This is a genomic window from Fibrobacter sp. UWH4 (genome assembly GCF_900142475.1).
Taxonomy (GTDB): Bacteria; Fibrobacterota; Fibrobacteria; order Fibrobacterales; family Fibrobacteraceae; genus Fibrobacter.
In genome coordinates, this window is record NZ_FRAY01000005.1 from 183,337 (window position 1) to 210,081 (window position 26,745).

The 26,745-nt window shown below is 47.9% G+C and carries 25 protein-coding genes; 21 read left to right on the plus strand and 4 right to left on the minus strand.

Annotated elements, in window-relative coordinates; all coding sequences use genetic code 11:
- The first annotated feature begins 112 nt into the window (after positions 1-112).
- The 5 genes from BUA93_RS10600 to BUA93_RS10620 are packed head-to-tail and all read left to right on the plus strand — an operon-like array spanning position 113 to position 4,644.
- On the plus strand, positions 113-835 hold the full coding sequence (locus BUA93_RS10600; protein ID WP_072979202.1) for an AzlC family ABC transporter permease: 723 nt from the start codon (positions 113-115) through the stop codon (positions 833-835).
- Positions 832-1,149 (plus strand): AzlD domain-containing protein, encoded by a 318-nt coding sequence (locus BUA93_RS10605; RefSeq protein WP_072979204.1) that lies wholly within the window; start codon positions 832-834, stop codon positions 1,147-1,149. The genes BUA93_RS10600 and BUA93_RS10605 overlap by 4 nt, the downstream gene beginning before the upstream one ends.
- 26 nt (positions 1,150-1,175) lie before the next feature.
- Positions 1,176-2,000 (plus strand): hypothetical protein, encoded by an 825-nt coding sequence (locus BUA93_RS10610; RefSeq protein ID WP_072979206.1) that lies wholly within the window; start codon positions 1,176-1,178, stop codon positions 1,998-2,000.
- Between the two features lie 32 nt (positions 2,001-2,032).
- On the plus strand, positions 2,033-2,518 hold the full coding sequence (locus BUA93_RS10615; protein ID WP_072979208.1) for a hypothetical protein: 486 nt from the start codon (positions 2,033-2,035) through the stop codon (positions 2,516-2,518).
- A 35-nt stretch (positions 2,519-2,553) separates the two neighbouring features.
- Positions 2,554-4,644 (plus strand): fibro-slime domain-containing protein, encoded by a 2,091-nt coding sequence (locus BUA93_RS10620; protein ID WP_083597350.1) that lies wholly within the window; start codon positions 2,554-2,556, stop codon positions 4,642-4,644.
- A gap of 66 nt (positions 4,645-4,710) precedes the next feature.
- Here the strand turns inward: BUA93_RS10620 and BUA93_RS10625 are convergent, their stop codons facing one another.
- Positions 4,711-6,096, minus strand: a complete 1,386-nt coding sequence (locus BUA93_RS10625) for an MATE family efflux transporter (RefSeq protein WP_072979212.1) — start codon at positions 6,094-6,096, stop codon at positions 4,711-4,713.
- An 88-nt stretch (positions 6,097-6,184) separates the two neighbouring features.
- On the opposite strand from BUA93_RS10625, the gene BUA93_RS10630 reads away from it, so the two are divergent.
- The 5 genes from BUA93_RS10630 to fabZ all read left to right on the plus strand — a co-directional run bounded on the left by BUA93_RS10630 (position 6,185) and on the right by fabZ (position 11,406).
- A complete protein-coding gene (locus BUA93_RS10630; protein ID WP_139257987.1) occupies positions 6,185-7,249 on the plus strand; it encodes a BamA/TamA family outer membrane protein in 1,065 nt (354 codons plus the stop codon).
- A 111-nt stretch (positions 7,250-7,360) separates the two neighbouring features.
- Positions 7,361-7,606, plus strand: a complete 246-nt coding sequence (locus tag BUA93_RS10635; protein ID WP_072979214.1) for an acyl carrier protein — start codon at positions 7,361-7,363, stop codon at positions 7,604-7,606.
- A 206-nt stretch (positions 7,607-7,812) separates the two neighbouring features.
- Entirely contained in the window at positions 7,813-10,209 is a 2,397-nt protein-coding gene (locus BUA93_RS10640; protein ID WP_072979216.1) for a beta-ketoacyl-[acyl-carrier-protein] synthase family protein, read from the plus strand.
- Positions 10,210-10,231: 22 nt separating this feature from the next.
- The gene (locus BUA93_RS10645) at positions 10,232-10,963 is read left to right on the plus strand and encodes an SDR family NAD(P)-dependent oxidoreductase (RefSeq protein WP_072979539.1); all 732 of its coding nucleotides are present in this window, start codon (positions 10,232-10,234) and stop codon (positions 10,961-10,963) included.
- The gene (gene fabZ / locus BUA93_RS10650) at positions 10,960-11,406 is read left to right on the plus strand and encodes a 3-hydroxyacyl-ACP dehydratase FabZ (protein ID WP_072979218.1); all 447 of its coding nucleotides are present in this window, start codon (positions 10,960-10,962) and stop codon (positions 11,404-11,406) included. The genes BUA93_RS10645 and fabZ overlap by 4 nt, the downstream gene beginning before the upstream one ends.
- Positions 11,407-11,427: 21 nt before the next feature.
- On the opposite strand, the gene BUA93_RS10655 is transcribed toward fabZ, so the two are convergent.
- The gene (locus BUA93_RS10655; RefSeq protein WP_072979220.1) at positions 11,428-12,516 is read right to left on the minus strand and encodes a GSCFA domain-containing protein; all 1,089 of its coding nucleotides are present in this window, start codon (positions 12,514-12,516) and stop codon (positions 11,428-11,430) included.
- Between the two features lie 216 nt (positions 12,517-12,732).
- Here BUA93_RS10655 and BUA93_RS10660 point away from each other — a divergent pair, with 216 nt between their 5' ends.
- The 3 genes from BUA93_RS10660 (at position 12,733) to BUA93_RS10670 (ending at position 16,366) form a co-directional block, all read left to right on the plus strand.
- The gene (locus tag BUA93_RS10660; protein ID WP_072979222.1) at positions 12,733-13,563 is read left to right on the plus strand and encodes a TIGR02147 family protein; all 831 of its coding nucleotides are present in this window, start codon (positions 12,733-12,735) and stop codon (positions 13,561-13,563) included.
- A gap of 9 nt (positions 13,564-13,572) precedes the next feature.
- Positions 13,573-15,432: an FISUMP domain-containing protein gene (locus tag BUA93_RS10665; protein ID WP_072979224.1), complete on the plus strand. Its 1,860-nt coding sequence runs from the start codon at positions 13,573-13,575 to the stop codon at positions 15,430-15,432.
- A 178-nt stretch (positions 15,433-15,610) separates the two neighbouring features.
- On the plus strand, positions 15,611-16,366 hold the full coding sequence (locus BUA93_RS10670) for a phosphoglycerol geranylgeranyltransferase (RefSeq protein WP_072979226.1): 756 nt from the start codon (positions 15,611-15,613) through the stop codon (positions 16,364-16,366).
- A gap of 7 nt (positions 16,367-16,373) precedes the next feature.
- Here the strand turns inward: BUA93_RS10670 and BUA93_RS10675 are convergent, their stop codons facing one another.
- Both BUA93_RS10675 and BUA93_RS16780 read right to left on the minus strand, forming a co-directional pair.
- Complete coding sequence (locus tag BUA93_RS10675) at positions 16,374-16,643, minus strand: hypothetical protein (protein ID WP_072979228.1); 270 nt, start codon at positions 16,641-16,643, stop codon at positions 16,374-16,376.
- A gap of 3 nt (positions 16,644-16,646) precedes the next feature.
- A complete protein-coding gene (locus tag BUA93_RS16780; protein WP_072979230.1) occupies positions 16,647-16,874 on the minus strand; it encodes a DUF4258 domain-containing protein in 228 nt (75 codons plus the stop codon).
- Positions 16,875-17,098: 224 nt separating this feature from the next.
- Between BUA93_RS16780 and BUA93_RS10685 the strand changes: the two genes are divergently transcribed.
- The 8 genes from BUA93_RS10685 to BUA93_RS10725 all read left to right on the plus strand — a co-directional run bounded on the left by BUA93_RS10685 (position 17,099) and on the right by BUA93_RS10725 (position 26,724).
- On the plus strand, positions 17,099-17,584 hold the full coding sequence (locus tag BUA93_RS10685) for a hypothetical protein (RefSeq protein ID WP_072979232.1): 486 nt from the start codon (positions 17,099-17,101) through the stop codon (positions 17,582-17,584).
- Between the two features lie 124 nt (positions 17,585-17,708).
- Complete coding sequence (locus BUA93_RS10690) at positions 17,709-18,338, plus strand: FISUMP domain-containing protein (RefSeq protein ID WP_072979244.1); 630 nt, start codon at positions 17,709-17,711, stop codon at positions 18,336-18,338.
- Positions 18,339-18,519: 181 nt separating this feature from the next.
- Positions 18,520-18,858, plus strand: coding sequence for a DUF1232 domain-containing protein (locus BUA93_RS10695; protein WP_072979245.1), 339 nt, complete (start codon positions 18,520-18,522; stop codon positions 18,856-18,858).
- Between the two features lie 15 nt (positions 18,859-18,873).
- Positions 18,874-20,451: a hypothetical protein gene (locus BUA93_RS10700; protein ID WP_072979246.1), complete on the plus strand. Its 1,578-nt coding sequence runs from the start codon at positions 18,874-18,876 to the stop codon at positions 20,449-20,451.
- A gap of 9 nt (positions 20,452-20,460) precedes the next feature.
- The gene (locus BUA93_RS10705; RefSeq protein ID WP_072979247.1) at positions 20,461-21,147 is read left to right on the plus strand and encodes a hypothetical protein; all 687 of its coding nucleotides are present in this window, start codon (positions 20,461-20,463) and stop codon (positions 21,145-21,147) included.
- A gap of 292 nt (positions 21,148-21,439) precedes the next feature.
- Positions 21,440-21,664, plus strand: coding sequence for a hypothetical protein (locus BUA93_RS10710; RefSeq protein WP_072979248.1), 225 nt, complete (start codon positions 21,440-21,442; stop codon positions 21,662-21,664).
- Between the two features lie 455 nt (positions 21,665-22,119).
- Positions 22,120-24,324 (plus strand): DUF262 domain-containing protein, encoded by a 2,205-nt coding sequence (locus tag BUA93_RS10720; RefSeq protein WP_072979252.1) that lies wholly within the window; start codon positions 22,120-22,122, stop codon positions 24,322-24,324.
- A gap of 99 nt (positions 24,325-24,423) precedes the next feature.
- On the plus strand, positions 24,424-26,724 hold the full coding sequence (locus tag BUA93_RS10725) for an AAA family ATPase (protein WP_083597356.1): 2,301 nt from the start codon (positions 24,424-24,426) through the stop codon (positions 26,722-26,724).
- Positions 26,725-26,745 lie beyond the last annotated feature (21 nt).

Here is a 26,745-nt window from a genome sequence, read left to right on the forward strand (position 1 = left end):
GGGGATTTTTTGTATGTCGGGGTCCGGTTGATTAATTTCTTGAGCAAACTACGATTATGCGTAAATTTATATATCTGCATAAAATAACGGGCGGAATTGCTATATTTGGGCCATGAAGTTTTCAAATGGTGTAAAAGACGGTCTGCCGATAGGCCTCGGCTATTTCGCCGTCTCGTTCTCGTTCGGGATAGCCGGTTCAAAACTGTTGAGTTGGCCACTGGTCACTTTTATCTCGATGACGAACTTGACCTCGGCAGGGCAGTTCGCCGGGCTCCAGATTATGTCCGATGCGGCGGGAACCTTTATCGAAATGGCGCTCGCCACGTTCTTTATCAACCTGCGGTATAGCCTGATGGCTATTTCGCTGTCGCAGAAGGTTGCGCCCTCGTTCGGTGTCGGGAAACGCCTCATGCTGGCGACGGGAATCACCGATGAAATCTACGCCCTTGCCGTAAGCCAGAGCGAACCTGTGACGGCGCGCTATTTTGCGGGGCTCATGGTGCTGCCGTATATCGGCTGGTCTTCGGGGACGATGTGCGGGGCCATTTGCGGTGAAATTCTTCCGGCGATTGTGACGAATGCCCTGGGCGTCGCCCTTTACGGAATGTTCGTGGCGATCGTTGTCCCGCAGATGAAGGCGCACCGCCCGACTTTAGTTGCCGTCCTGATTGCGATCGCCTGCAGTCTTGCTTTCAAGTATGTCCCGGCGTTGAACGGGGTGACGGTCGGCTTTGCGATTATCATTTGCGCACTGGTGGCATCCCTTATCGGGGCGGCCCTCTTTCCGGTCAAGGATGATTCCGATGATCTTGAACAAACGAAGGGGGATGCATGAACCTGAGAGATTACGCTTTGTTCCTGCTGGTGATGGCGGGTGTGACGTATCTGTTACGTGCGTTTCCGTTTGTTCTCTTGAAGGGTAAAATCAAGAGCCGCTTCTGGCGTTCGTTCCTCGCTTATGTTCCCTATACGGTGCTTGCCGCGATGACGGTGCCTGCGATATTCTATTCGACCGACAGCAAGTTCTCGGGGGCGTGTGCCCTGCTGACGGCGGTGGTTGCTTCGCTGTTCGGGCTTGGGCTGGTGGGTGTTGCCGTGGTCGCCTGCCTGACGGTCCTCGGTGTCGACGGCATCTCGATGCTGCTCTAGTCAGCATCATTTTCTATCTTTGCCGCATGCTCCCTGAACAGTGGAAAAAAATCCAGGACATCTGCGACAAGCTGTCCAAGGTCACCTATGAGAACCTGACGAAGATTATCCGTCTGGAATCGACGGGGAGTTCTACGGCGGCGCAAAAGCTCGACGATAGCTTTCAGAACGATGTCGATGCGTGGATGGGTGGCGGCACCTGTTTCAGCATGACTTGGCACCTGTACCAGGTGTTCCGTGACATGGGGCTAAACCCGCGCCTTGTCATGGGTCACAAGCGCAAGGAGCGCAATATCCACTGCGCCCTCATCTTACCTGACGAAACCCCTTTGCCGCTGCAGTTTGGAGTCGAAATAGTCCCTTGTTCAAATTCTGAATTCCGAACCTCGAAATCCGAATTTCTCTTCGATCCCGGCTACCTGATTTTCGATCCGCTCCCGATTCCCTTGCCGCCTCCGCAGGGGACTGGCGAGGCTTTTTTCCCGTTGGTTCCGAACAGTGTCCGCCTGGTGCGTCCGGATGCGTCGAGCATGGAACTTTGGACGGGCGGAGCAGGGGGACCGATGAAACTCCGCTTCGAGTACCCCGTCGAAGGCGTATCTGTAGAAGAGTTCAAGCAGCACTGGAACGAGAGCTTTTATCGCGAAATGATGACGTACCCGGTGCTCAACCGCCTTGACCGTGAAAAGGGCGTGCAGTACTATTACCAGAAGGGAAACCTGGTCACTCGAGACCGAAACGGTTCCCGTATCGAAAAAATTGAAAAATCGGCCCAGATCGAGACTCTGAGCCGTGTTTTTGACCTCAAACCGGAATTAATTGAACGCGCCCTGGTCATTTTGAACAAATAAATTATATATTAGTTCAAAAAAGAGGTGAAAATATGAAGAAACTTGCCCTAGCCGTTCTTTCCGTCGTGTCTCTCGCCCTCATGGCTTGCGGCCCTTCTAAGCTTGAAATCCAGGAGGCGTCTACGCAGAGCGACGTGCTCCTTGAAGTGCGTCAGGTTCTTAACGATTCTATTAGTTTGTTTGTCGGCAACACCCTTTATCTGAATTCCAAGCAGATGATTACGGACGATATGTATCCGCTCTTGGTGAGTACCCGCGATCCGGCTGAACTCGAAAAGCCGACGGCGACGGATATCCTCAATAATGACGAGGAATTCCTGAACTATCTTCGCCGCAAGGCTCCGGACTTCGTGAATGTGGGTATCGTGATTGGCGAGACCGCCTACAACGAAATCGGCTTTGAAGAAAAGGATGCCGTCGAAAAACTTTCCAAGATCTTCAAGAAGGTTCAGGGTGGCACGCTGGTGCTTTTCCACGAAAAGGCCGGCGAACTGACCGACATGAAGAAGCTTTATTGATTGGGACGCTTGGGCGTTCCCTATTGGGAGGAAAAATGAAAAATTGGGTAAGGATGGGTTCCGCCGTGCTGTTTGCGCTGGCGGTCGTTCAGAGTGCTTTTGCTGCACCGACGTGTCACGGAACATTGCATTTCAAGGCGCCTGACAACTGGGCTAAAATGTACGTGTCCGTGCTTGGCGGCTCGATGGAGATTCCGCGTTCTGCGCTTAATAAGAAGACGGGGTATTATGACTTTGACTTGGACCAAGTCGCGGAAGAATTTGTGGGGGACACCTTTGCGCTTGCCGATGCGTATGATTCAGGTCCAGTGCATTATGTGCTTCAGTCGGAATGGAACGGCTTCACTCGCTACGACTATAGTTATCCGAAGATGCATGCCGATATCGCCTGCCCTGGAAAAGGAATGGATGTCTGGGTCCTTGAAGATCCGAAACATCCGGGAGAGACGTTTGTTTCTTCTACAAAGCCGGATATCAAGGTGCTCTTCGTTTTGCCTCCTGATGATGAAAAATGGTTCGCTTCGACGCCGATGTGGTCTCCGGACGGAACCTACGGGAATGGCCGTCCGTTAAGGGTCTATCCCTATATGTGCGGGTGGTACTACGCGGTCTGGATGAACGAGGATGTTTCCGAGAATGTCCTTATCTTTAGAGAGGACGATGAATCCTTGACAGATGCAATCGGTGTTAATGGTTGGGGAAAAGAGCCTGATTTAATTCCGATGAATTCGCTTTTTACACTTTTTGGTGCGGACACGGTTTCCTTTGTAACGGAACCCGACGTGGCGGAAGCCTATGGTGTTAAAGAGATGTATTTTAAGGGTAGTCCGGATGAACTGAGGATAGACGGCGTCTGTTCTTACGCCATGTACGTGACCTATTACGATACTGACGCTAGCTTGCATGGTGCTTTTACTTGCGATGATTATCCGAACATGGCATCGAACGCTTGCTATGATGCTTCCGCTTATTATAACTTCCCGGGTGCTGGAAAAATAAATTCAGTTCCCTGTATTGGCGTGACTCCGGGAATTGTCAGTGAAACGCTTGATCCGACGAAGAAGAAGCCGACCTACAATTCGACGAGCGGGTGCTTCGTGAGTTCGGATGCCTTTGATGTGATGTTCCTGGAAACGGATGGCGTAAATGTGAAGCATGACTTCCGTTATCTGCCGTTCTTTAGGAATGAGTACGGCTTCTGGGAATTTGATAGCTATTACTACTCCTTTGACTATTTCGCACCTACAGAAGCCTTTACTCCGCTGAATGACCTTAAGGATTCTGTTACTGCGAAAACCTGCAAGGGTGATTGCGCTACTGCGGCGACACTTAGGGATGAATTTGGTGCGGTTAAGTATGGTCGTGGAAGTGCCCAAGGGTCGGAATACAATTATATTTCCCAAAGGGCGGATGAGGCTCTTGGTCCTGTTGAAAACTGGTCTGCGATTGATCCGAAAACGAATCTTCCGTATATCGACCTGTATCCGGTTTCTGCGGGTGAATTTGCCAATGGCGATGAGCCCAATGTTTATGATCAGGATAGTTGGGAAGAACGACTCGTGACGGAAGGAAACCAGCATTTCTGTATGGAAGTCCATGGTGTGTTTACCTACCACCGAGGCGCGTTCCTGTCGGTACGCGGGGACGATGATATCTGGATTTTTGTCGACAACAAGTTGGCGATTGACCTGGGTGGTCTCCACATGCCTGCTCCGAGTTATGTATCCCTGGATGATTTTGTTGGCAATACGGGCAAGCTTAAGGCGGGAATGGAGTATGACTTTGACATGTTCTACTGCGACCGTCGTACGAGCATGAGCAACCTGCGCCTGGTAACGAATCTGTATATCCACAACGATGATCCGTTGCATACGACTTCTGTCAAGAAGCCGTCGGTTGCTGCCGTAAAGAATGGCCAGTCCGACTTTGCCGTAAGGAATAGTGCCCGTTCGACCTTGACGATTGCAGGGGGCTTGGCTGGCGCAAAGTTCGCTGTGATGGATTTGCAGGGTCGCGTCGTGCGCCAGGGAAATCTCTCCGGTGCAGAAACGGTGGTGCCCGACCTTATGAACGGTTCCTATATCGTGAAGGTTGGCCGCGAAACCCGCCGCGCGAACATCCGCTAACTAGTTACACGGACGCCTAATTTGTCATCCCGGCCTCCGAGCCGGGATCTCCTTTTTATGTCAGAACTATTTTAACTTTTTCAGTTCATGCCAAAGCATGGCGAGGCCGATAATTGCGGCTCCCGTGTCGGCAATGGGCTGCGCCATGAAAACGCCCTTGAGTTCAAAGAAGTGGGGCAGTATCAGCAGGAAGGGAATCAGCAAGATCACTTGACGACAGGCGTTCAGGAACATGGCCCTGAGCGCCTTTCCTGTACCCTGGAAAAAGTTTCCGGACACCATGCCGAAGGGAATCATGAAGAAGGCGGCTGCAAAAATGCGCATGGCCCAGGCGGAAAGCTTGATGAGTTCGGGGTCGTTCGGAGCGAACGGTGCCACGAAGGTTTCCGCTTGCCACATGAGGACTGCCCAGGTGACGAACATGAATCCGCCGGCGTAAATGAAGGCGAACTTGAGAGTTTCCTTGACGCGGCTATTGAGGCGTGCCCCGTAGTTGTATCCGATAATCGGCTGCGTTCCGTGAACGAATCCCAGGAGCGGCAGGATGATGATTGAAATGATGCTGTTGGTAATGCCGAACGCTGAAATCGCCATGTCGCCGCCGGAGAGTGCGCCAGTCGTCTTGACGCTGATGTTTCCGTAAGTGGTCAGGCTCCAGGCGAGAATAGCGTTCATCAGGCTGTTGCAAATCTGCATCACGGAAGGCGGCAGGCCAAGAATGTAGATCTTGCGTACGTAGGCGACGCGGAGCTTCATGTGCCGCCAGCGGATCTTGATTGGCGTATCCTTCTTGATAAAGAATTGGGTAATGAGGGCCGAGGCCACCAGCTGCGAAATGAGGGTCGCCCAGGCGGCGCCTTCGATTCCCCAGTGGAACTTCATGATGAATATGTAGTCGAGAATGATGTTCGTGACGGCTCCCACGATTTCTCGGAACATGGCCGTCTTGGGGTGACCCATTGAACGGATAAAGTGGTTCATGCCGGGGGCGATCGTCTGGAAGATTGCCCCACACAGAATGATGCGCATGTAGCTGCTGGCCACAGGCAGGGTCTGCTCGCTTGCACCGAACAGCTTTAACAGGGGCTCCATGAAGATTTCGCCCAGCGTGAAAACGCCGATGGCCATCAAAATCAGGAGCGAAAAGGAGTTGTTCAGGATGATGCTTGCCTGGATGTACTTCTTTTGCCCGAGGCGGATGGCGAAGAGCGTGTTGCCGCCTACGCCGACCATCATGGACATGGCCATGATGAACAGGAAAATCGGAAAGCAGAGTGTAATGCCTGCGATACCGAGACTGCCTACCCCCTGACCTACGAAGAATCGGTCCACAATATTGTAGAGGGCGTTCACCAGCATGCTGATGATGGCCGGAACGGAAAACTGCAACACCAGCTTGGGGATGCTGGCGGAACCAAAGGAGTTGAGGCGATCGGAATTCAAACTCGACATTTCGGAGCCAAATGTAGCTTTTTGAATGTCGGGTGACAATGGTATATTTTTATCTTTGATCGCAATGTATTTTTGGAGAAAATTTTGGGTGGTTCTGATTGCCTGTGCAGCCTTGGCTGTTGCGGGTGAAAGTGGTGTAGCAAAAGAAAATGCTCCTGAAGAGGATTTCCAGCGCTATTCGGTGGTGCCCATCTTGGGGTATACCGAAGAGACTGAGTTCCAGGTTGGCGTGATGGCCCTGCTGTTTCTGAAATCGGACGAGGCGGCAGGCAAGGTCCCCGAAATCGGGCTTACGGCATACGGCTCGACGCGTGGCCAGCTGCAGTTGCAACTGGAACCCTACTATTATATGTTCCATGACCGGGTGAGTATTTGGGGCCTGCTCAAGTACCAGGACTGGGTGGCCGGTTATTACGGTCGAGGCAACGATCCCGACATCGACGTGTTTACCAATTTCAACCGGAAGAAATTCCAGTTCGGCACCAAGGTCGAATCGCGGGTGGGGTTGCCGTCTACGCTTAAGTACGGCATCGAGGTCCACGCCGAATACACTGAAATTGATTTTGAACAGGGCGAAATTGAAGACTTGCCCGATGAACATTCCGGGTGGCGAAATGGCGTGGGATATCTGTTCGGATTTGATTCCCGAGATAACATCAACTGGACCCGTCACGGATTCCTGGTGCAGTGGCAGCAGATGTTCTACAGCGACCGCCTGGGCGATTACACATTTGATGTTGAATCGCTGGATTTGCGAGTCTATTCTAGCTTGTCAAAGACGACTACGACGGCGGTGGGCTTCCTGTGGCAGCGCGCCGATGGCGACGTCCCGTTCGATATGCTGGCGGGGCCCGATGGAATTTGCCGTTTCCGCGGCGTAGAGAGTCTATACTTTGGCGACAACCAGGCTGTCATTATGCAGGCGGAATTGCGCCAGTACATCTGGTGGCGGCTTGGTGCGCATTTCTTTTTCGAAGGGGGCAAGTCGGGTCGTTACTTTAGTGAACTTGTACGCAACGACTGGCACCGGTCGATTGGCGCGGGAGCGCTTCTCGGTTTGAATCTGAAACAGACTCTTTTTGCTCGCGCCGACATTTCCTGGGTCGATTTTGACCATCTGGGACTGTCTTTTTATGTGCGTCAAGCATTCTAGTGCCGTTTTATCCTTGATTTCTGTCAATATGTCAGTTTTGTAATGTTTTTGAAAGATGAATTCTTATTTTTTTCTATCTTTTAGCGCAAATTGAAAATAATGAGGTTAATTATGTCTTCTGAAGAAATGAAAAGCAAACTCAAGTCCTTCTTTATGTCCGATCTCGGTGTCGATGGTGACGTTCTCCAGTTCGATACTCCGCTTTTTGGTGAAGAAATCGGTCTTGATTCCGTGGATTCCCTTGAAATCATCTCTTTCGTGGATTCCAACTTCGGCGTGTCCATGACCGGTGTTGCCAAGGAAAACTTCCAGAGCATCGATACGATCGCCGCCTATATCGAAGCCCACAAGGCCTAATTATCTAAGTGAGACCTGGTCGGTCTGTTAGAATGACAGATGGGTAGGGTCTTCGAGGCCAGTCATTCTGAGCCCTATCGGTCGTCTTACGGATTCCTTCCAGGGTGACATAAGACCGTCATTCTGGAGTCCTGGAGCGTAGCGAAAGGGCGATAGAATCTGGCCGTGGCAATCTCTAGTTGAATTCTGTAGATTTTTGGAGTAGTATGACCCCTGACGAACGCCGCTGTGTAGTTACTGGCTTGGGTGTTATTTGCGCCGTCGGTAACAATGTCGAAGAGACTTGGAAAAGTGCCCTTGAATCAGTTTCGGGTATCCATAAAACGACTTCGGTCGATACTGTAAATTGCTATGCGGACTTGGCTGCCGAAGTCAAGTGCGACACCCTCGATAACCTGGACGCTCCCGAAGAAAAGGACCGCGTCTCTAAGCTCTGCATCAAGGCTGCGAACGAGGCCTTGGCCGATGCGGGGCTTTCTAATTTCGGTGACGATCAGCGCGTGAGCGTGGTGATCGGCAGCTGCGTGGGCGGCGTGCTTTCCATTGAACAGTATCACCAGCATGGTCGCGACGCTTCTGAAATTGCAAAGATGCCTATTGCCGCCATTGCTTCGCAGGTTGCTGAATCTTGCGGCGCTGGCGGTATCGTGACGAACGTGGCGAACGCCTGTGCGGCGGGCACGATTTCGATTGCGGTCGCCTGCGACCTGATTCGTGCCGGCAAGGCCGACGTGGTGATTGCGGGCGGTGCCGACTCCTTTGCTGCGGTTCCGTATTCCGGTTTCCTTTCTCTCCATGCCCTCGACGAAAACGGCTGCTCTCCGTTCAACCGTTGCAACGGCATCACGCTTGGCGAAGGTGCGGGCATCGTTATCGTAGAATCTTACGAACATGCCCAGAAGCGCTCCGCAAAACAGTACTGCGAAGTGCTCGGTTCCGGTGTCACCAGCGACGCGAACCACATTACCGCTCCGCGTGAAGATGGCGTTTGCCTGATGGAAGCGATTAATCGCGCCGTCAAGAATTCCGGCATCGACAAGTCCGATATCGGCTACGTGAACGCTCACGGTACGGGTACGGGCAAGAATGACAATGCCGAGATTACGGCGTTCAAGAATTTCTTTGGCGAAGACAACGCAAGTGTCAGCGTGAGCTCCACCAAGGTGATGACCGGTCACTGCCTCGGTGCCGCCGGTGCTATCGAGGCCGTGTTCAGCATCAAGGCGCTTACGACCGATACGGTGCTCCCGACATTCCCCTACAGCGAAGAACAGTCTGCCGCCCTCAAGGAAAAGGTGGGTAGTCTCGACTTCGTTCAGAACAAGGCGCGCCACAAGGAACTCAAGTGCGTGCTGAGCAACAACGTGGCGTTCGGCGGCACGAACGCGGCGATTGTTTTCTCGAAGGTCCCTGGCGAAGTTTCTGCCCAGTCCGCGAAGGCAAAGAAGATTGCCGTGACGGGGCTTGGAATCGTCTCTCCGCTTGGTAACAGCAAGGCCGCTTACCTCGCGGCCGTCGCAGAAGACAAGAAACCCGAATCCGCCTCGGTGCATTCGACGATTGCACTCGACGACTACAAGGAACTCGGCATCAAGATGGCTTTCTACCGTAAGCTCGACAACCTGGGACAGCTCCAGACGGTGTCGGGTATGCGCGCCTTGCAGGATGCGAATTTCCAGGTGACTGACGATAACGCCAAGGATATCGGCATTATCGTGGGTACCAGCGAAGGTGGCCTCGGTGCCACTTATGATTTTGAAGAACTCATTGCACGTGAAGGCAATTCCCAGGGTTCCGCGTTCAAGTTCCCGCATACGGTTTACAATGCGGCGGGCGGTTATCTTTCCATCTGCTCCGGCATCAAGGGTTACGGAGTCACGATTACGACGGGTCCGCTTTCCGGCCTCGACAGCATCGGGTACTCGATGAACGTGATTCACGACGGTCAGGAACAGGCTATGATGGCGACCGGTACCGACGAGAACCTGCCGATTATTACCGAATTTGCCCAGAAGCTGGGCGTGGCCGCCGCTGATGTGGTGGTGCCTTTCGCAGACAACGAAGGCTGTGTGGTGGGTGACGGCTCCGTGTCGATTATGCTCGAAGAAGAAGGTTACGCCAAGGCCCGCGGCGCGAAGGTCTACTGCTACGCGCTTGGTTTCGGCCACGGCCGCAAGAACGTGAAGTTCGGCAAGCTGGTCGGCTCTGACGAGGCATTGGACAAGGCTATAGCCGACGCTCTCGCCGATGCCGGGATTTCCGCTGGCGAAATTGATGCGGTTTGCGGTTTCGCCAACGGCTGCAAGCGAATCGACGATATCGAGAAGGGCGCACTCAAGCGCGTGTTCGGTGAAAAGCTTGCCTCGATGCCGCTCTTTGAAGTCAAGGAACGCACCGGTGAAGGTCGTGCGGGGTCTGCTGCTTTGGCGGCAGCCGAAGCGGCCCTCCTGTTGAGCGGTGAACTTGCTGGCGACAATGCCTACTTTGTCGCGGCCGACGGTTCCGTGGCATCCAAGAAGGTCGATGCGGCTGGCCTCAAGAAAATTTTGGTGATTTCGTTTGCGGCGGGCGGCTCCTACAGCGCCGTCGTTTTCGGCAAATAGTTTAGAAGAAGGAGACTTGAAGATGAAAGTTGCTTTGGTGACAGGTGCGTCTAAGGGAATCGGCAAGGCTTGCGCCCTGCGACTCGCCCGTGACGGTTACACGGTCGTGGTGAATTATTCCAGTTCCGACGAGGCGGCGAACGCGACGCTCGACCAGATCAAGGCTGAAGGTGGCGACGGCATGATTTACAAGGCCGATGTTTCCAAGCTTGACGAAGTCAAGGTGATGGTGCGCGAAGTGTTCAAGGCTTACGGCCGCATTGACGTGCTCGTGAACAACGCGGGCATTGTCCGCGATGAATACCTGATGATGATGAATCCGGCAACTCTCGACAAGTGCTTCGATCTGAACGTGAAGGGCTACTTCTACTGTGCCCAGCAGGTGGCCGTGAAGATGTACAAGCAGAAATCCGGCGTGATTATCAACATGAGTTCCGTGTCCTCGAAGTTCGCTCTCGCGGGCCAAGCCGTCTACAGCGCCACGAAGGGTGCGGTGAACTCGCTGACCCAGACCCTCGCGAAGGAGCTGGGCGGTTTCGGCATCCGCGTGAATGCCGTGGCTCCGGGCTTTATCGCGACCGAGATGATCGAGGCTATTCCCGAAGAGACCCGCAAGGGCTATCTCGAAAAGATTCCTCTCAAGCGTTTCGGCTCTGCCGACGAAGTCGCAAACATTGTGTCTGCACTAGCCTCTGACCAGTTCGCCTACGTGACCGGCCAGGTGTTCGTACTCGACGGAGGGCTTTCTCTATGATGAACATTTACGAAATCAGCGAAAAGATTGCGCAGCGTCCGCCGTTCCAGATGATCGAGAAAGTGACGGAACTGGTGCCGAACGAATCTGCCGTGGGCATCAAGAACGTGAGCGTGAACGAACCGTACTTTACCGGTCACTTCCCGGGCACGCCGATTATGCCTGGCGTGCTCATTGTGGAAAGCTGCGCTCAGCTTTGCTCGCTTGTGATTGAAAAGCCCGCCGAAGATTTGAAAAAAAATCTCTACGTGCTTTTGAAAATTGACGGATTCAAGTTCGTGAAGCCGGTGATTCCGGGTGACCAGCTTGAAATCTCGGTCAAGAAGACGAAGGAAGGTGGCGTGCTGGTCGGCTTTGACTGCATCGTGAAAGTGAACGGCAACGTTCACGCGAAGGGTGCGCTCACCTTTACCAGCATCCCGAAAGAAAGCCTCGGAAAGTAATCGCTTTTTGATTGCGCTCGGTTATTTGACCGGGCGTTTTTCGTCGCTCAGGTCGAGCCCTGGAATGTCTGATTCCAGTAGGGTCGCCTGGGCGTTTATCTTTTTAAGGAAATCCTGCGTGGCGGGTGCGCTTTCGTCCTGAATCCGGTGTCTCGCTCCCTTGAGGAACTTTTCGACCTTGGCGATGTGGCCACATGTTATTTCACTGCAGTAAGTATCTGCCATACGTTCGAAAATGTATTCTTCGGCGGTTCTTGAAAGGTGGACCATGTCGCTTTCGTAGAATCGGTAGTCGCGCAGCTCGTCCATCACGATTTCGTAGCTCGGAAAATAATCTATGGTGGGAAAGGTTCCTGAGCTGGCCGAAGGGACGGTGGTGACACTGCTTATTGCGCTATTTACTGCGAGCTGTAATGTCGCCTTAGAAAGTGTGTTGTTATGGGCGCCGTCGCTCATGTGTCGCAGCGGCGATACGGTAAAGACGATGCGGGGGGTGTTGTCGCTTGTAAATCTTGCAACGTCATTGCGAGCCGAAGGCGAAGCAATCCTGGTCTGATTTTTTATCTTGCGCAGATTTTCGACGATTTCGCAGATGGCGCTGGCCGCCTCATCTACGCTAATCATCCTGCGTTCAAAAAGTGCGGGGTCTTGTCGGTGGCAATTCGAAACGGGCTTACCGCTGTCCTTTAAATAGTAAACGAATGCGGTGCCGAGCGTAATAAAGACGGCATCTGCCTTTCGCAGAAAATCCCGTGCCTGCGTTGTCGCGGCGTTCAGCTTCGCGATGCATTCTTCGCGGGTATGGCCCGAAAGAGAACTGTGCGCGTCCCAGCAGTGCCAAAGGTTATCGCCGTGGCCGTTGTCGCGACATACATCTTGGAACACGTCGGTGTCGCCGTAGACTTTACCTTCGGCGATGTTCTTTACCATTTGGGCAATTGAAAGTGGATTGTAGATTGTGCCGAACGGGTTCGCCAGCACTTTGAATTTACGTGACGCGAACTGTGCCGAAATGTTGTCTGCAAAACAGGAACCGATGAATACCAAGTTCGACTTGTAGTCGATGCGCAAATCGCTGGCGGGAATGTCTACTTTCGAGAAAAAGTTCATACAGCAAATTTAAATAGAATTCAATGACCTTGTGGGCAAACTTGAAATTTATTGTGAGAAATGCTTGATTTTTATATTAATTTTAAAGAAATGTTGAAATTTTTGAAAAATAATGAAAAATTTATTGTAAAAACTATTGATTTTTTAAAATTCTTTGTTTATATTTAGGATGTACTTAACTTGGGCCGAGCTTTCGGGGGGTTAAGAGGAGGACAAATGAAAGATATACTTGAATATACGAGCTACCGTCAGTATATCGCGGATTATTACGCCGACAAAAAGGCGAAATCTGCGTTTACCTGGCCGGAGTTCGCTTCTGCGGCGGGATTTTCTTCGCCGGTCTACTTAAAATATGTGAGCGAAGGCCGCTTCAACTTGAGTGACGCCGCTGTCGATCGCGTTGCCGCAGCGATGCACTTGATTGGTGGCGATCTCGAATTTTTCCGTGAATTGGTGCGCTTTGACCACGCCAAGACGGACAAGGCGAAAAAGGAATCGTTCCAGAAGTTGGTGGCGATGGCGGAAAGTCGCAAGGTGAAAGTTGTCGAGGCCGATGCGTACCGCTACTTTGACAGCTGGAAAAATCCGGTGCTTCGCGAACTTGCGCCGGCCATGCCGGGTGCAAAACCGCTTGCACTAGCGAAAGCTTGTCGCCCTAAAATTACCGCTGCCGAGGTGAGTGATTCGCTGAACTTTCTGGTGAAGGCGAACATGCTTCAGAAAGACGAGAACGGCAATTACGTTCAGACGGACAGGTCGATTACGGCTGGTCCCATGGAAGTGACTCCCGCTGTGATTCGCGGCCTGCACCGTCAAATGGGCGAACTCGCGCTTGACACAATCGAAGGCGTGCCGCAAAACGAAAGGCATTTTTCGGGTGTAACGCTTGGCATTACTCAAGGTGCCTACGACGAAATTGTCGCTGAAATCAATGCGTTCCGCAAGCGCATTATTGAAATTGCCACGAGGGAAACCGAAACGGATGAGGTGTACCGCCTGAACATCCAGTTTTTCCCCATGACGAACAAGAGTTCTAAAAAGGGTTAGGAGGATATCATGAACTACAAAACAATGAGCAGAAACTTTATCTGCAAAATGGCGATGCCGCTCGCCTTGGTGTTCGCTGCCTGTTCCACTGACGAAGGAAATACCATTTCAAAAGTGGAAACGACTCCGGGGACGCAGATGGGAGGCTCTTCAGAAGAGCCGAGTGTTATCGCGTACAAAAATATCTCTTTGAGAGGGCGTGCTTATTATGCGCCGGCAGGTAATGAGGCCGGTTCGTCAGAAGATGTTTCTGTTCCGACGAATGTTTTTTATGATGGCGGACAGATCGTTCTGACGGAACTGGATACGGTGACGCTTGTGCCGCTGGATGATTCCACGATTACGGAGTCCTTTAAGGGCGACGTCATAGATCCGCTCACAGGAGAAAAGGTGCCTGGTGACGACGGAATGGCCAGTTTTGATAGTGTTTCGCTGAGGAGTCCGATTGTCTTGTTGGAAGCTGTATCGGGTGAAGTATCGCTGAGTGCGATTGTGGATATCCGGGATGCAAATACCTTTGTGATCGATGGATTGAGTCATTTGGCGACCTATCGCATACGGAAGCTGGCTGAATCTGGAATGTCGTTTGTGGCGGCGAAGGCCCAGGCTGAAACCGAAATTGCAAATGCGCTAGGTTTTGGCTCGCAAAATCCGTTCGTGGAGGAAAGCTTGATGAATTCCTCGAATGTAGCTGTGTGGCGCAAGGCGTTTAATGAATTGGTCCCGTTTAATTTGCTACAGCATTTGAAAGAGGAACTTGGCGAGTCTGGATTGTTGGCTGATTTGTCGGAAGATACAAAAAAATCTTTGACGGAAGCTGTTGAGAAGTCGCATTATTGGAGATTGTTGAGCTCTTCGCGAAAGGCCTTTGAAATGTGGGATGAGGATTTTTATCAGGAGTGCATGCAATTTAAGGCTTATTATGTGAACCTGTTGGCAAGTGTTTTCGGTGTGGGACAATGCTCTTCTGAAAACGAGGGGACGTTTGCCGATGTTCAGGGAGATTTCTTTGAACTGAAGTGCGTGTCCGGTTTTTGGGAATTTGCGTATCTCAAAACGAGCCGTTTGAATATTGCACATACGTTTGGGGCGATGGTTGATTCTCGTGATGGCGAGGAATATAAAACGGTGACTATTGATTTGGGTGGAACTTCGCAGACCTGGATGGCGGAAAACTTAAGGTATGCGGCGGAATATTCCAACTGCTTTATGGACAATTCGTCGTACTGCTCTGTATACGGTCGGTTGTATTCTCCGTTGTATGGCTTGGATTCGTCTTACCGAAAGTACACGACTAAAGAAGCGTGTGTTGACGTTAAAGCTTTTGAGTACTTGAGCGAGAATATGTCAGATGATACGCTGTATTGGCGGGGTAGGGCCGAAGAAGATTGTGATGAACTATATGAATATGGCGATTATCGTGACGATGGTGATAATATGCTTTGGGACAAGGTGATCGATTCGCTCGAGACGATAAATTTTGAAGTGTGTCCGGAAGGTTGGCGCATGCCGAAGTATGAAGACTGGAATGCTTTGCTCAGTTATCTCGATGGCCTTGGACAGGGCCCTGCATTGACCTTGCTGTTGGCAAATTATGGAGATCCTACAGGATTTGGCTTGGATCTTCTGGCTGACATTCGTGGTGAAAAAGGCGACTATAGGGCTATAGTTAGGGGTGTGGGGGAGTATCAGTTTGAGCCTGTGGTGACGCCTGAAGAAATCCGTGGAAATGCTGCGGGCGATGTCGTGGGAGCTCTTGCAACTCAAACTACTAGCCGTAGGAAGGGGGCCAATGTGTATTATGAAGCGGTAGTGCTCGGTTACGACTTGCCCCGCTCTGGTTTTGTCCGCTGCATTAAAGACGAATAGCGAATTTGGGGGTTAGGCCTGTTTGAAGGACCGGTTAGGAGGATTCGGTTGGGGGAGAACAGGCCGAGAACGAGAAGGAGGGCCTCTAGCCCTCCTTCTTTATTTTTTTTATGGCATGGAAGGAAAAATATTGTATCTTTATGGTATCTTGCGGAATAGACGCAAGAAAAGGAATTGTATGAAACCTGGTAAGACCGAACTTCGTCTGAATGCTGAAATCGAAAAACGCGGTGCGCTTTTTGCCGTGCTGCTGGACCCCGATACGTCTGACGAAGTCGCATTTGTGAAGGCGGGCGCGATGGCCGCCGAGAACGGTGCCGACCTTTTGCTGGTGGGCGGTTCTTACCTAGGCAACTTCACGCTCCCCAAGCAGGTGGCTGCCCTCAAGGCCAATGTGGACTTGCCCGTGGTGCTGTTCCCGGGTGGCGCCTCCCAGGTGGTGCCAGGCTTTGACGCGATGCTTTTCATGACCCTCGTGAGCGGTCGCAATCCGAACTACCTGATTGATGAACAGGTGCGTGGCGGTGCGCTCGTGCGTGCGCTCAACATGGAAGCGATTCCGACGGCGTACCAGCTGATCAACAGCGGCAAGCGTACCACGGTCGAATACATCAGCGGCACCATGCCGGTTCCTGCAAACAAGCCTAAGCTGAGCATGGTGAACTCCATTGCGGCCGAACTTATGGGCATGCGCTATGTGTACCTGGAAGCGGGCAGCGGTGCCGAAGAGCCCGTACCCGTGGAGCACATTGCCTATACCCGCAAGGCGACCGAAATGACCATCATTACCGGTGGCGGAATCAAGGACCCGCAGACGGCCGCCATCCGCGTGGCCGCCGGTGCAAACATCATCGTGACCGGCACGCTGTGGGAAAAGGTCGAAGACCCGAAGCTGCTGGCCGAATTTGCTTCTGCAATCCACATTAAGGGCTAAAAATTAACTACGCGACTTCGATGTCGAGCTTGCTTTCGGTGTAGCGCTTGACCACGGAATTGAGCAGCGTCTGATAAGGTATGCCGACGCGTTCGGCCTTTGCCTTGAACGCTTCTAAAACACCCGGATCAAAACTTGTTCCTACCTTGGTTTTGCGTTTCTTGACTGTGGCAATGGCTGCAGCCATTGAGGGGGCTGGAGGCATGGCGAAGCCGGCATTATCACCCGTTTCGTCATATTCCCTTTCAAGGGTCAATGCAAGTTCTTTGTCTGTCATAATCTACCTCCTCGGGAAAAGTGTTATCAGCGTATCCGTGAGCGCATTATAGACCAACCTAAATTTGCATCCATCAAACACTGTGTCAACCAAAATAACAGAGTTGTCGAAATCGGATATTTTCCAATAGGAAATTGGTTCATTGGAATCGAAGAAATTTCTCACCTGTTCTTCGGAAACACCTCTTTCATCCATTCTCTGTTTTGCGTGTTCGCTTATCTTTATGTTCATAATATATATCTTTATCTAGATAATGTCAAGATATTTGTTGTAAGGTAAATTTTATTTGCCCCTATTACTTAACACGTTTGATTCAGCCCGCCAATGCCCAAATTATTGTAAAACTTTTGTAAAACCCGCAAAAGCCCAGCTATGATGCCTGTTTAGGAGGTTCTTGCAAATGACACTAATTGTCGCCACCTCAATCTATATTCCTCTTAAAAAAGCGAGGATTTATGACAATCAAGGAATACTTAAAGTTTAGTTGCCTGTCGCGTGTTGCGAAAGGCGATATCCTGGATGCAAGAATTGCTGCGGCACTTGCGGAGCGCCCCCTTTGGGAATTGGTCGAAGAATCGCAGGAACTGCTTGGCAAAGTGTGGAACAAAGTCATCGACTCGAGCCCTTATCGCAAACTCAAATGGAGCTGTAGAAAAGACACTCCGTATGTTCTTGTGTATAACGATGTGGCGGAATACCAGTCAGACGATGCAGATTGTCAAATAACGAAGGAACAGCTGCAGAAATTTTTTGATGGCTTCAGGAACGATGAATGGAAGTCGCTCTCGTGGCTCTCGAATATGCCGGAAAGTCGTGTAGAAAAGGCCGTCAAAGTTTATCCAAATGGTGTTGTGGAGTATATAGAGGCTAACTCGATAACTGGCTCTCTTTGCTTTATGCTGATTCCGCTAAAAATCTGGCAGAAAGCGGAAGAAATTTGAGAGTATGTCTATGTACACGCGAAGCGTATGTCTGCGTTGAACGGTTCTGCAGCTCTCGCCTTGCACGTCATTGCGAGGCCCGAAGGGCCGCGGCAATCTCTAGATGACCTCATAGGAGGCATTTATGTCGAATACATTCTTTACGGACCCGCGAGACGGTGAAACCTACCGCACCGTGAAAATCGGAAATCGGATTTGGTTCGCCGAAAACTTGCGGCATAAATGCGAAGGTGCGCAGGCGTATGCCGGTGGCATGGGGTATTTGTGCTTGAATGGCGAAACGCCGCCTTACGATTGGAACTGCGACCCAGATGTGAAGAAATATGGCTTGTGCTACTACTGGAAATTTGCAGAAGCCGCGGTCCCCAAAGGTTGGCGCTTGCCGAACAATGACGATTGGCGAGACTTGTTTAATGCAGTTGGCGCAAAATGTGAAATGGGCGAGCATGGTGCCGAAACTTACCTTGGGGCGGCTCTTGCGTTAAAGTCCAAAGACGATTGGGAAGAAGACGAACTGTTCCCTGTTGGCAAAAGTGCTGATGCATTCAACTTTACGGCGTATCCGGCGGGTTGCATGGAAGAATTCGGTTTTTGCGGAGCTCGCGGCAGACACACGCGATTCTGGAGCTCCGTCGGGCAAAACAAGTGGGCGTATCGCGTTCGATTGGACAACTTCTACGACGATGCTATTCTCGATCGCTTCTGGAACGACTTCTCCTGCGCGAATTCAATCCGCTGCATGAAAGACTGCTGATTCTTCTTATGTCATCTCGACCTCGAATATAATTCGAGGGAGGGAATCCATAGGGCATCTCCTATTCATTCCAAGTTGGAATATTTAAAATCGCGTTTTTTGAGGGAAAACTATAGTTTTTGTGGGGAATTGTGCTCTTTTGTAGAAAATAGGATATATTTCTTTTTGAGAAGGAAAAAATATGGATAAAGAACCAGAAGTTTTAGATGTGAAGAATTTGAACGGTGCCTCGCCACTGCAAAAGGGGCTCGCCGTTTTTTTGATGATCATGTCACTTTTGTACACCGTGTCGCCCGTTGACTTGGCGCCCGATGCCATCCCCGTGGTGGGCTGGCTCGATGATATCGGATTCCTCGTGACTGCCACCATGAATGTGGTTCAGCAGTTCTCAAAGGATCAGAATTCTGCCCTGGTGAAAATCCTAAAATATGCCAAATGGTTTATGGTCATCGCCGTCGTAATTGCCGCTCTGTTACTCGGCGGTTTAATCGCTGCGATTGTGGCGCTGATTGTGAAGTAGAAAGGAAAATTTTGTATGAAGCCTTTGCTAAAAATCGAGAATGACGATTTTGCTGTAGAATTTGAAATGTCATCTGTGTGGGATGATATTGTTGGTTCCGATTCTCGCATGCAGGAACTTGAACGTAAGATTCATGATGAAGATTCTTGCATGGAAGCACGTCAGCAACAGATTGATAAGTTGAATGAAGATATCGATCGCTTGACAAATCATGCCGATGGTGTTGACTATATGGTCGCTGTTATGAGTGGCATAATAACGGGACTGATCGATTCTTTTATTGTTGGCGAGTGGAATTTTGCTAAAGCAAAGGCCGAAAGTAATAAGAATGTTAATAATATGGTTATGGATTTCGCCAAAAAACATGGGTATACAGGCGATAGACTTGACGGTGCAATAGCTTTTCTAGAGAAAAAATTCCGTTTGCCGGGAGATGGTGCGTATCAGTTTAATCCAGAAACTCTGATAAATGCAAAGACGCATCATTTAGATGATTTTTGCCATCATCCGACTTTGGTTGGCTTAATATGCAATGTGATTGTCCAATTTACCGGGGAATCTGTCTATGTCAACAAAGATAGCGATAGTTTTTCTATTCCTATTTCGGTAAATGAGTATGGACAATTTCAAGGAAATAATACTGTTACAAAATTATTCTGTGGAATTATAAATTGGATTATTAACGCCGCTAAGGCTATGGCTAATGGCTATGGTCACTGGATGAGCGATATTGCAGGCTCTTCGAGTGCTCAAAAAGGTGGTGCTGGTTTGCCAGGACCAATATTGTCCATGTTAAAGGAATTATCGGCATTACCGATATTTAAAGAATCAAATTTTGGAGAGTTGTTACGTAGAGCTTTCCAAAATGGAATCGGACCTGGTTCTAAACAAGTTGACCTTGGGGCGTTTAATTCTTTGTTCGAGGGGGCTTCTAGTAAATTAGATTTTCGAACGGAAATGGCTGTATTTAGCGAATTAAAACGTCAAGCGTTACCGGTCGTGATAAATGAAATAATTGTTAGAGGTTTTTATTTTGTTAGACGATTTATGTTTGAGTTGAAAGAAGGTAAACCTCTTTCTGAGATTAATTGGCGAAAAGTTATGCCGTTCAATAATCGAACCATTATTCGAATGCTGACCATTGCAACGGGCTCATTTGCAGCGTTTGATATTATTGATGCGACTATTCGAGCCTCGATAAAGAGCGGTGGAAATGCTCCTATCGCTTTAGCGGATGTCTTGTTGCGTGTTAATTTTGTTGGCGTGGGGCGTTTTGCTGTAGCCGTATTTTCTGATCTCAAAATGGGTTTCGAAAAGAAACGTGCTGAAGGCAAGGTACTGGAGCTTGAAATGGAACAACTCAAATCTCTTGGTGTTAAATTGTATTATTGCCAAGAAGAAACTTGGGTGATGGCCGATAATTGCCTAGTAGCGTATAAGCAACTTGCTCAAACTGTAGAAAAAGCAATTGAAAAAAATCAAGAGGCGGTTAAATCTATTCAAGCCGATACGGCAATTGTTGGTGAACATTTATCGGATATTGCAAAGAATGATTCCAAATTTGCAAAGGATTTATTAGACGATCTTTTTTAGGAGACTCTTATGGCAGAAACAAATAATGCAATCATTATAGCTCCAGAAATAAAAAATGCGGAGCAGGCGGAAACTTATGCTGGCGAAAAATTTGAAAAACTAGCAGCGCTAGAAAAGGAGATAGATGCTTCGCTAAATGAATTGAAAAAGTTTAGCGGGATGGAAAAATATTCAACGGAGTTTTTACGAACTACTTTGTTCTCTGCATTAGGATCTACAGGGATTGCTGGGATGGGAATTGCCGCTGCAACAATAGCTCTTCCTATTGTTGGATGGCCTTTTTTACTCGGAGGAGGCCTGTTGGGAATAAAAAATCTTTTTGGAGGAAAAGATCTTTCAAAGGCTGTAAATCAGCTTGCTGAAGGCCAAAAAGATATTTATGAACGTTTGGTTAAAGTTTCTCGAATTCAAGTCTTGCTATTTGAATTTCAGCGTGTGATGGCGGAAATTCTAAATGAATTGTTTGAAATGTGCTCGTCAAATATTGAAGTCGTCCAAGCGACAATTAATACGTTGCGAATGAAATTGGATAAAAATGCGACTTCAATGACGGAATCGACAAAGCAAAATGTGAGAGACTTGATAAAAAAATTAGCGTCTCGTCAAGATACTCTGATGAAACAAGAAGAGATGAAAATGCAAATCAAGCAATTAAAAAATGAGATTGCTGAATTACGCTCCATGATTCAGAAGTGAATGGGGTGGAAAACATCAACTCTACGGTACAGACCTAACTTGATTTAGGTCTTTTTTGATGAATGCCGTGACGAGATTGTAAAGGGCAAGACCATCCACATAAAAACGCACTAGAGTGGAGTCTTGGCTCTGAAAAAGTGTTATGTTTTTTGCGGCTTTTCAGTAGCATTACAACTTGGATCAATTAAGATCAGGATTTATGAATTGTTTTTGCCCCCTTCTTTTATTTTGAGGTTAAATTTATACCGGATGCAGTAATTGTTGCTTTGTTTTTGAAATGGGGAGGGACTTTATGGGCGACAAAGTGAAAAAATTGAAGGGAAAATTTGTCTCTGTAGTGCAAACTTTTTTGGATAAAACTGGCGCCGTATTGCATGGCTTGCCGAATGCTGTAAAGCCTAGACTTCGCAATCTGCTGCATGCGCAATTTAAGAAAACCATTATAGAGGCTGCGGTTAAACTTATCTTTTGTGTGATTGCTGTTTATTTGGCTGTTTTTAAGCCTTTTGGAGAATAAAGTTCGCTATGGATATCGTCACTCTTGTTTATTGGAATGTTGCTGTGGACAATTTTTGAATCTGTTTCATATTGTATGCTTTTGATAATGATTGTACAAGAGCGTAGTGTACGGACAGGAATAATTGAATTTGTTAAGTGGAAATTCCCCAAGGTGTCGATTGGATCGGATATATATGAAATAGCGCGTATTTTCGGACCACGTTTTTCTTCTCAATTTCAAAATCTTCGCTCGTCTAACGATGTAATATGGGACTTTATTGTTTATTTGGCAAAAAATGCCATCACTTTTGTTTCGATATTCTCTTTATACATTTTGTTAGTTCATTGGATATTTAAGCCTATTATTCTTGAAAATTTTGCGGGATTGACGACAATGCAGATTTATCTGTTCCCAATAAGACAATTTTTGTAATAGGATGATGATAAACAGCGAATTTAATCGGAGGAAAAATAATGACAGTATGGAAAGTTGGTTGCCGTTGGAGTAAAAATGGAAATGAAAATTCTAAAATCATTTCTGTTTTTAGGCGTAATGAGGTTGTTTTTGTCGGGGAACAAAAACATATTTTTGAAAAGATAAGGAATGGCGACTTAATTGCTATAGCTGATGGTTATACAGTGATTTCTGTCGCCAAGGCGACATGTGATGCGGCTCCTTTAAAAGAACTCAAGTCAACAATTCGGATACGCAGCAACGAATTTGGTATTATCGATGAATCGTGGCCTCGCGAGAACGCTGTTGGCGTGACTGCAAAAATATTTGATTTGCCAACATACGATGAATCTTTAAAAGAAGACTCTGATGTTCAACAAATTCAGTATAAAAAGCGTGGATCTTGCTGTAAGGTGTATCAAATAGCAGACAAGGTTAAGACGCTATATGAAAGGTGTGCTGTGTCTTCTGAAAAATTTGATATTGATTGTAAAAGGTGTTCTTTGAAAGAATTGCTTGATTCAAAGACTCGTTATGTAATCCCGGTTTATCAACGTGAATATTCTTGGGGGGAACCGCAGGTTGCTAAATTTATGAGGGATTTGCTGACGGGCTTTTGTGGAGTTTCCGGTTTTGATGAAAATGAAAATGGTGAAAAAAAGCTTTTGCCAAAAGAAAAACCGGCTCCAATGTTTATTGGAACGATGCAATTGTCGTATCGTAAATATATCACAGAGGATGAACAAGAACAGGATGTGATTGACGGCCAGCAACGATTTAGTACCCTTTTATGTTTATTAAAGTATTTATCATTTTATTGTAATGTATCTGATATTCATTTCAATGACATTCTTGAATCTAGAGTGAATAAAGGTAAGGAAGATGAATTTCTAAATGAAGCGATGTCTTTATCTTTAAAAGACTTGAGTGGGGAATTTATATGCAATAAATACATAGAGAATATTAAACTGATTGAAGAAATTTTAAATGAAGAGGGACTTCAGAAAGAGTTCTATGAAAAATTGTTGGCTTATGTTAAGGAGAATATTTGGTTTGTTGTAATAACTACAAGGGCCGGTATTTCCAAGACTTTAGAAATTTTCAATACTATCAATACAGCCGGACTAGATTTGAATGGTTGTGATTTGTTTAAGGTTAGGTTGTACGAGTACCTTAAAGATAAAAAGGGAAAAGAACAATTTGATGATATTGATCTTCTTTACAGCGAGATAAAGAAACAAAATCTTGATTGGAGATTAAATCACGATTTTGATTTAATTAACGTAGGTATGGTTCGTGATATATATAAGACCTATCTGATTGCCAAATATGATTTGCCAAATATTATGTATGCATGGGGTTCTGACCGATTTTATGATGTGCTGTTTGATATTTGTCTAGATGTTGCCCCACATCGGGAATTGCATCTTGATGTCAATCGGGTTCGAAAGGTTGACTTTAGTTTAGACGATTTGCAAAAGGTTAAGGATGCCGTAATACTTTGGAATTCAAGAAAGATTGATTCCCCAAAAAAGATGATTGTCGATGTACTTATCGGCAAGTCTCGGTATGGAAGATTTTGGCAATATCCTATTCTCTATCTACTTTTTACAGGAGAAAAGGTAATTGAGAAAGTATATGGAACATGGCGGTTGCTCGCAATGATATTCTTTGCGTATAGCGTTAGTTATGCAAAAATTGTAAACGATGGAATAACTTTTATGTATAGTATTTATAAAATGCTGTATAATAAAGATGCTATTGCTATTGATGAGATGTTGATGAAAAAAAGAACTGAATTACAGCAAAAGTTAGAAGCTAAATTAGAATATCCTATCACTGACAATCGAAAAAAGAAAGATTTAATCTGCATTGTGTCTGCGTTCCTCAAGGAACCTCATATAGTAGACGAACATAGTATAGAACAATTGAAAAATCGACTTTCTTGGGGCTTTGATGTGGAACATGTTCATGCTACAGGAGATGGATCTGTTGAAGTGGACTGGGCTCTTCAAAATAGCATTGGTAATTTAATGCTATTGGAATCCAGCATTAATCGTTCTATAAAAGATAAACCATTTAAAGAAAAAGTGGAATGGTACAGTAAAAGTGAATATGCTGTTGCACAACAAATGGCAAAAATGAAATGTTGGGAAACTCAACAAATTCAGGAACGATTAAAAGCCGAGAAAGAAGCGATATTGGATTTTTATAATCAAACTTGATAAATCTTATGCTTGAAATAATTTAAACCGTTTCCTTCGCACGACGCTAATTGTCGTGCGCTTCTTTTATATTGCATAGCAGAATCAAGAGGTTTTGCTATGCAGCTACATTATCAGAATTCGGCAGAGAATTATTTCGGGAATGCTCTGGATCGGTTAGAAGGGGAGTCGCCTGCGGCGAAGGCGGAGTCGAGGACTTCTTTTATCGACTTGAAAATTATGGAATACTGGGTGCGCTTTATGCGGGCGTATCCGGATGGTTGCTGTCGCAGTTTTTGCGAGAATTATTTGCCGGTTCGTTATTATGGCGATTTTGCGGATCGTGTTTACGAGATTCGCGACCAGGTTGATTTTTCGAGTACTATCAGGACTTCGATTGATGACAAGCATTATGGGGTGCGGGAACTTTTGGAGGCGTATCACGAAACCAGGAATGTTCGCTTTGCTCAGCAGTTTTTTGAGATTATGGCTTATTTGGAGCGCGCAAACGATTGCTTGCGACCGATTATCGTGCAGATGATTGAAAATTGCGTAAAAGAAAAGCTGGCAAAAGGTTGCTCGCCCGATGATGATGCCTTGCAGCGCGTTTTTGAATTGAAACGTCTCTTCCATTTGTCCGATGAGGCTGTGGAACTGGTGCTTTATTTGTGGCTTCGAAATCATCAGCGCTTGTATTTGAGGTTGGAAAATATTCGCGTGAAAGATGGGGAAATTTTTGATCCGAACGAACGTGGTGGCTTTAATCGGATTGCCTTGCTGACGGGACTTGATGCTGCTACGCTTCAGGAGCTTTGTTCCAAGGAGAGTCCGCTTCTTAAGTTCCAGCTGGTTCAAATAGAAGAATCGTTCCGCAATGCGGATTTAAGAATCAAACGCAAGGAATTGTACCTAGCGGACGATGTGAGCAATTATCTGTACGGGTTTTCGGATATGTCGCGGATTATGGATTTCAAATCGGCAGCAAAACCGTGTGTCCCCTATGAGCAGATAGTCAAGACGAATCCGCAGGCGTCTTTTGTTTTGCAGATGCTGAAATCGCACCAGAAGGGCTCTCCGCTGAACATCCTTTTTTATGGCCGCGAGGGTACGGGCAAGACGGAACTTGCCAAGGCGATTGCGCAAGAATTGAATGTTACGCTGCTTTCGGTGGGCATCGGTGAAGAATCGATGAGCGAGGAATCTCTTTTGCAGACACGCCTGCGCTCGATGCTGCTTGCCGATTGGGAATGTGAGCGGAGTGGCGGCATCATCTTGATGGATGAGGCAGACTTGGTTTTGAACAAGGCAGAAAAGGGATTGCTGAATATTATTTTTGAGAGCCTGAAAACGCCTGTTATCTGGATTACGAATAATATCGCGATGATTGAAAATAGTACCCGCCGCCGTTTCGATTATTCGTTGGAATTTTTCTCGTTCAGCAAGAGCGAACGCTTTGCAATTTGGCAGTCCGTACTGAAAACGCAACAGGCGGAATCACTGATGCGTGGCGAAGATATTGAATGTGTCGCCAAGGAAATTCCGGTGATGGCAGGGAGCGCCACTTTGGCAGTTCGGCTTGCGCGACGGATGCAGTCTCAGGAGATGTCGCCTTTGAATGTGGTTCGCGAGGTCGCTTCTTCGCATGCTAAACTTTTGGGTATACCGACTTTACCGCAGGAATCAAGGCCGGATTATAATTTGGATTGCGTCCGTATTTCGAGCGGGGATATTCGGAATGTAGATTATGTCGTGCCGATGCTCAGAAATTTTGATGCACGCTGGAAAGATTCGAAATTGACGAGGCGTAGGGAAAACCTGAATATATTTTTGTATGGTCCTCCCGGCACCGGAAAGTCGGCTTTTGCAAAGCATATCGCGCATGACATTCTAGATCGCGAGATTATCGTGAAACGGGCGAGCGATATTCTGGGGTGCCATGTGGGTGAAAGTGAACATAATGTTAGCGCCATGTTCCGTGAAGCGGAACGGAGTGATGCGATTCTGTTTATCGACGAGGCGGACAGTTTCTTTGAAAATCGTGGCAATGCGAAAAACCATTGGGAAGTGACCCTAGTGAACGAGTTTATTTGCCAGATGGATTCGTTCAATGGGATGCTGATTGCTGCGACAAACTACGAGAATGTCTTGGATTGGGCGATTCGCCGGCGTTTTCAGCTGAAGTTGGCGTTTGACTATATGGACCTGCCGCAAATTTCAAAAACTTGGACGGCATTTTTCGGGGGCCATTGCCCCAAGGAAGTTCTTCGCTGCGACAATGTGGCGATTAGCGACTTGCAGAATGTGCGCCGCAAGCTAGAATATGTGCCTACTGAGTTACGGACGAAGGAGCTTATCTTGCAGAACATGCTTGAAGAACTCGCCAATAAAGACGACCATCAGGGCCGTAAGCTGGGATTGTAAAGTTCAATAAATCTATATTTC

Excerpts from the sequence above, each read along its gene's own strand:
- BUA93_RS10600 (WP_072979202.1), top strand. The coding sequence starts at position 113 with ATGAAGTTTTCAAATGGTGTAAAAGACGGTCTGCCGATAGGCCTCGGC.
- BUA93_RS10605 (WP_072979204.1), top strand. The coding sequence starts at position 832 with ATGAACCTGAGAGATTACGCTTTGTTCCTGCTGGTGATGGCGGGTGTG.
- BUA93_RS10610 (WP_072979206.1), top strand. The coding sequence starts at position 1,176 with ATGCTCCCTGAACAGTGGAAAAAAATCCAGGACATCTGCGACAAGCTG.
- BUA93_RS10615 (WP_072979208.1), top strand. The coding sequence starts at position 2,033 with ATGAAGAAACTTGCCCTAGCCGTTCTTTCCGTCGTGTCTCTCGCCCTC.
- BUA93_RS10620 (WP_083597350.1), top strand. The coding sequence starts at position 2,554 with ATGAAAAATTGGGTAAGGATGGGTTCCGCCGTGCTGTTTGCGCTGGCG.
- BUA93_RS10625 (WP_072979212.1), bottom strand. The coding sequence starts at position 6,096 with ATGTCGAGTTTGAATTCCGATCGCCTCAACTCCTTTGGTTCCGCCAGC.
- BUA93_RS10635 (WP_072979214.1), top strand. The coding sequence starts at position 7,361 with ATGTCTTCTGAAGAAATGAAAAGCAAACTCAAGTCCTTCTTTATGTCC.
- BUA93_RS10640 (WP_072979216.1), top strand. The coding sequence starts at position 7,813 with ATGACCCCTGACGAACGCCGCTGTGTAGTTACTGGCTTGGGTGTTATT.
- BUA93_RS10645 (WP_072979539.1), top strand. The coding sequence starts at position 10,232 with ATGAAAGTTGCTTTGGTGACAGGTGCGTCTAAGGGAATCGGCAAGGCT.
- fabZ (WP_072979218.1), top strand. The coding sequence starts at position 10,960 with ATGATGAACATTTACGAAATCAGCGAAAAGATTGCGCAGCGTCCGCCG.
- BUA93_RS10655 (WP_072979220.1), bottom strand. The coding sequence starts at position 12,516 with ATGAACTTTTTCTCGAAAGTAGACATTCCCGCCAGCGATTTGCGCATC.
- BUA93_RS10660 (WP_072979222.1), top strand. The coding sequence starts at position 12,733 with ATGAAAGATATACTTGAATATACGAGCTACCGTCAGTATATCGCGGAT.
- BUA93_RS10665 (WP_072979224.1), top strand. The coding sequence starts at position 13,573 with ATGAACTACAAAACAATGAGCAGAAACTTTATCTGCAAAATGGCGATG.
- BUA93_RS10670 (WP_072979226.1), top strand. The coding sequence starts at position 15,611 with ATGAAACCTGGTAAGACCGAACTTCGTCTGAATGCTGAAATCGAAAAA.
- BUA93_RS10675 (WP_072979228.1), bottom strand. The coding sequence starts at position 16,643 with ATGACAGACAAAGAACTTGCATTGACCCTTGAAAGGGAATATGACGAA.
- BUA93_RS16780 (WP_072979230.1), bottom strand. The coding sequence starts at position 16,874 with ATGAACATAAAGATAAGCGAACACGCAAAACAGAGAATGGATGAAAGA.
- BUA93_RS10685 (WP_072979232.1), top strand. The coding sequence starts at position 17,099 with ATGACAATCAAGGAATACTTAAAGTTTAGTTGCCTGTCGCGTGTTGCG.
- BUA93_RS10690 (WP_072979244.1), top strand. The coding sequence starts at position 17,709 with ATGTCGAATACATTCTTTACGGACCCGCGAGACGGTGAAACCTACCGC.
- BUA93_RS10695 (WP_072979245.1), top strand. The coding sequence starts at position 18,520 with ATGGATAAAGAACCAGAAGTTTTAGATGTGAAGAATTTGAACGGTGCC.
- BUA93_RS10700 (WP_072979246.1), top strand. The coding sequence starts at position 18,874 with ATGAAGCCTTTGCTAAAAATCGAGAATGACGATTTTGCTGTAGAATTT.
- BUA93_RS10705 (WP_072979247.1), top strand. The coding sequence starts at position 20,461 with ATGGCAGAAACAAATAATGCAATCATTATAGCTCCAGAAATAAAAAAT.
- BUA93_RS10710 (WP_072979248.1), top strand. The coding sequence starts at position 21,440 with ATGGGCGACAAAGTGAAAAAATTGAAGGGAAAATTTGTCTCTGTAGTG.
- BUA93_RS10720 (WP_072979252.1), top strand. The coding sequence starts at position 22,120 with ATGACAGTATGGAAAGTTGGTTGCCGTTGGAGTAAAAATGGAAATGAA.
- BUA93_RS10725 (WP_083597356.1), top strand. The coding sequence starts at position 24,424 with ATGCAGCTACATTATCAGAATTCGGCAGAGAATTATTTCGGGAATGCT.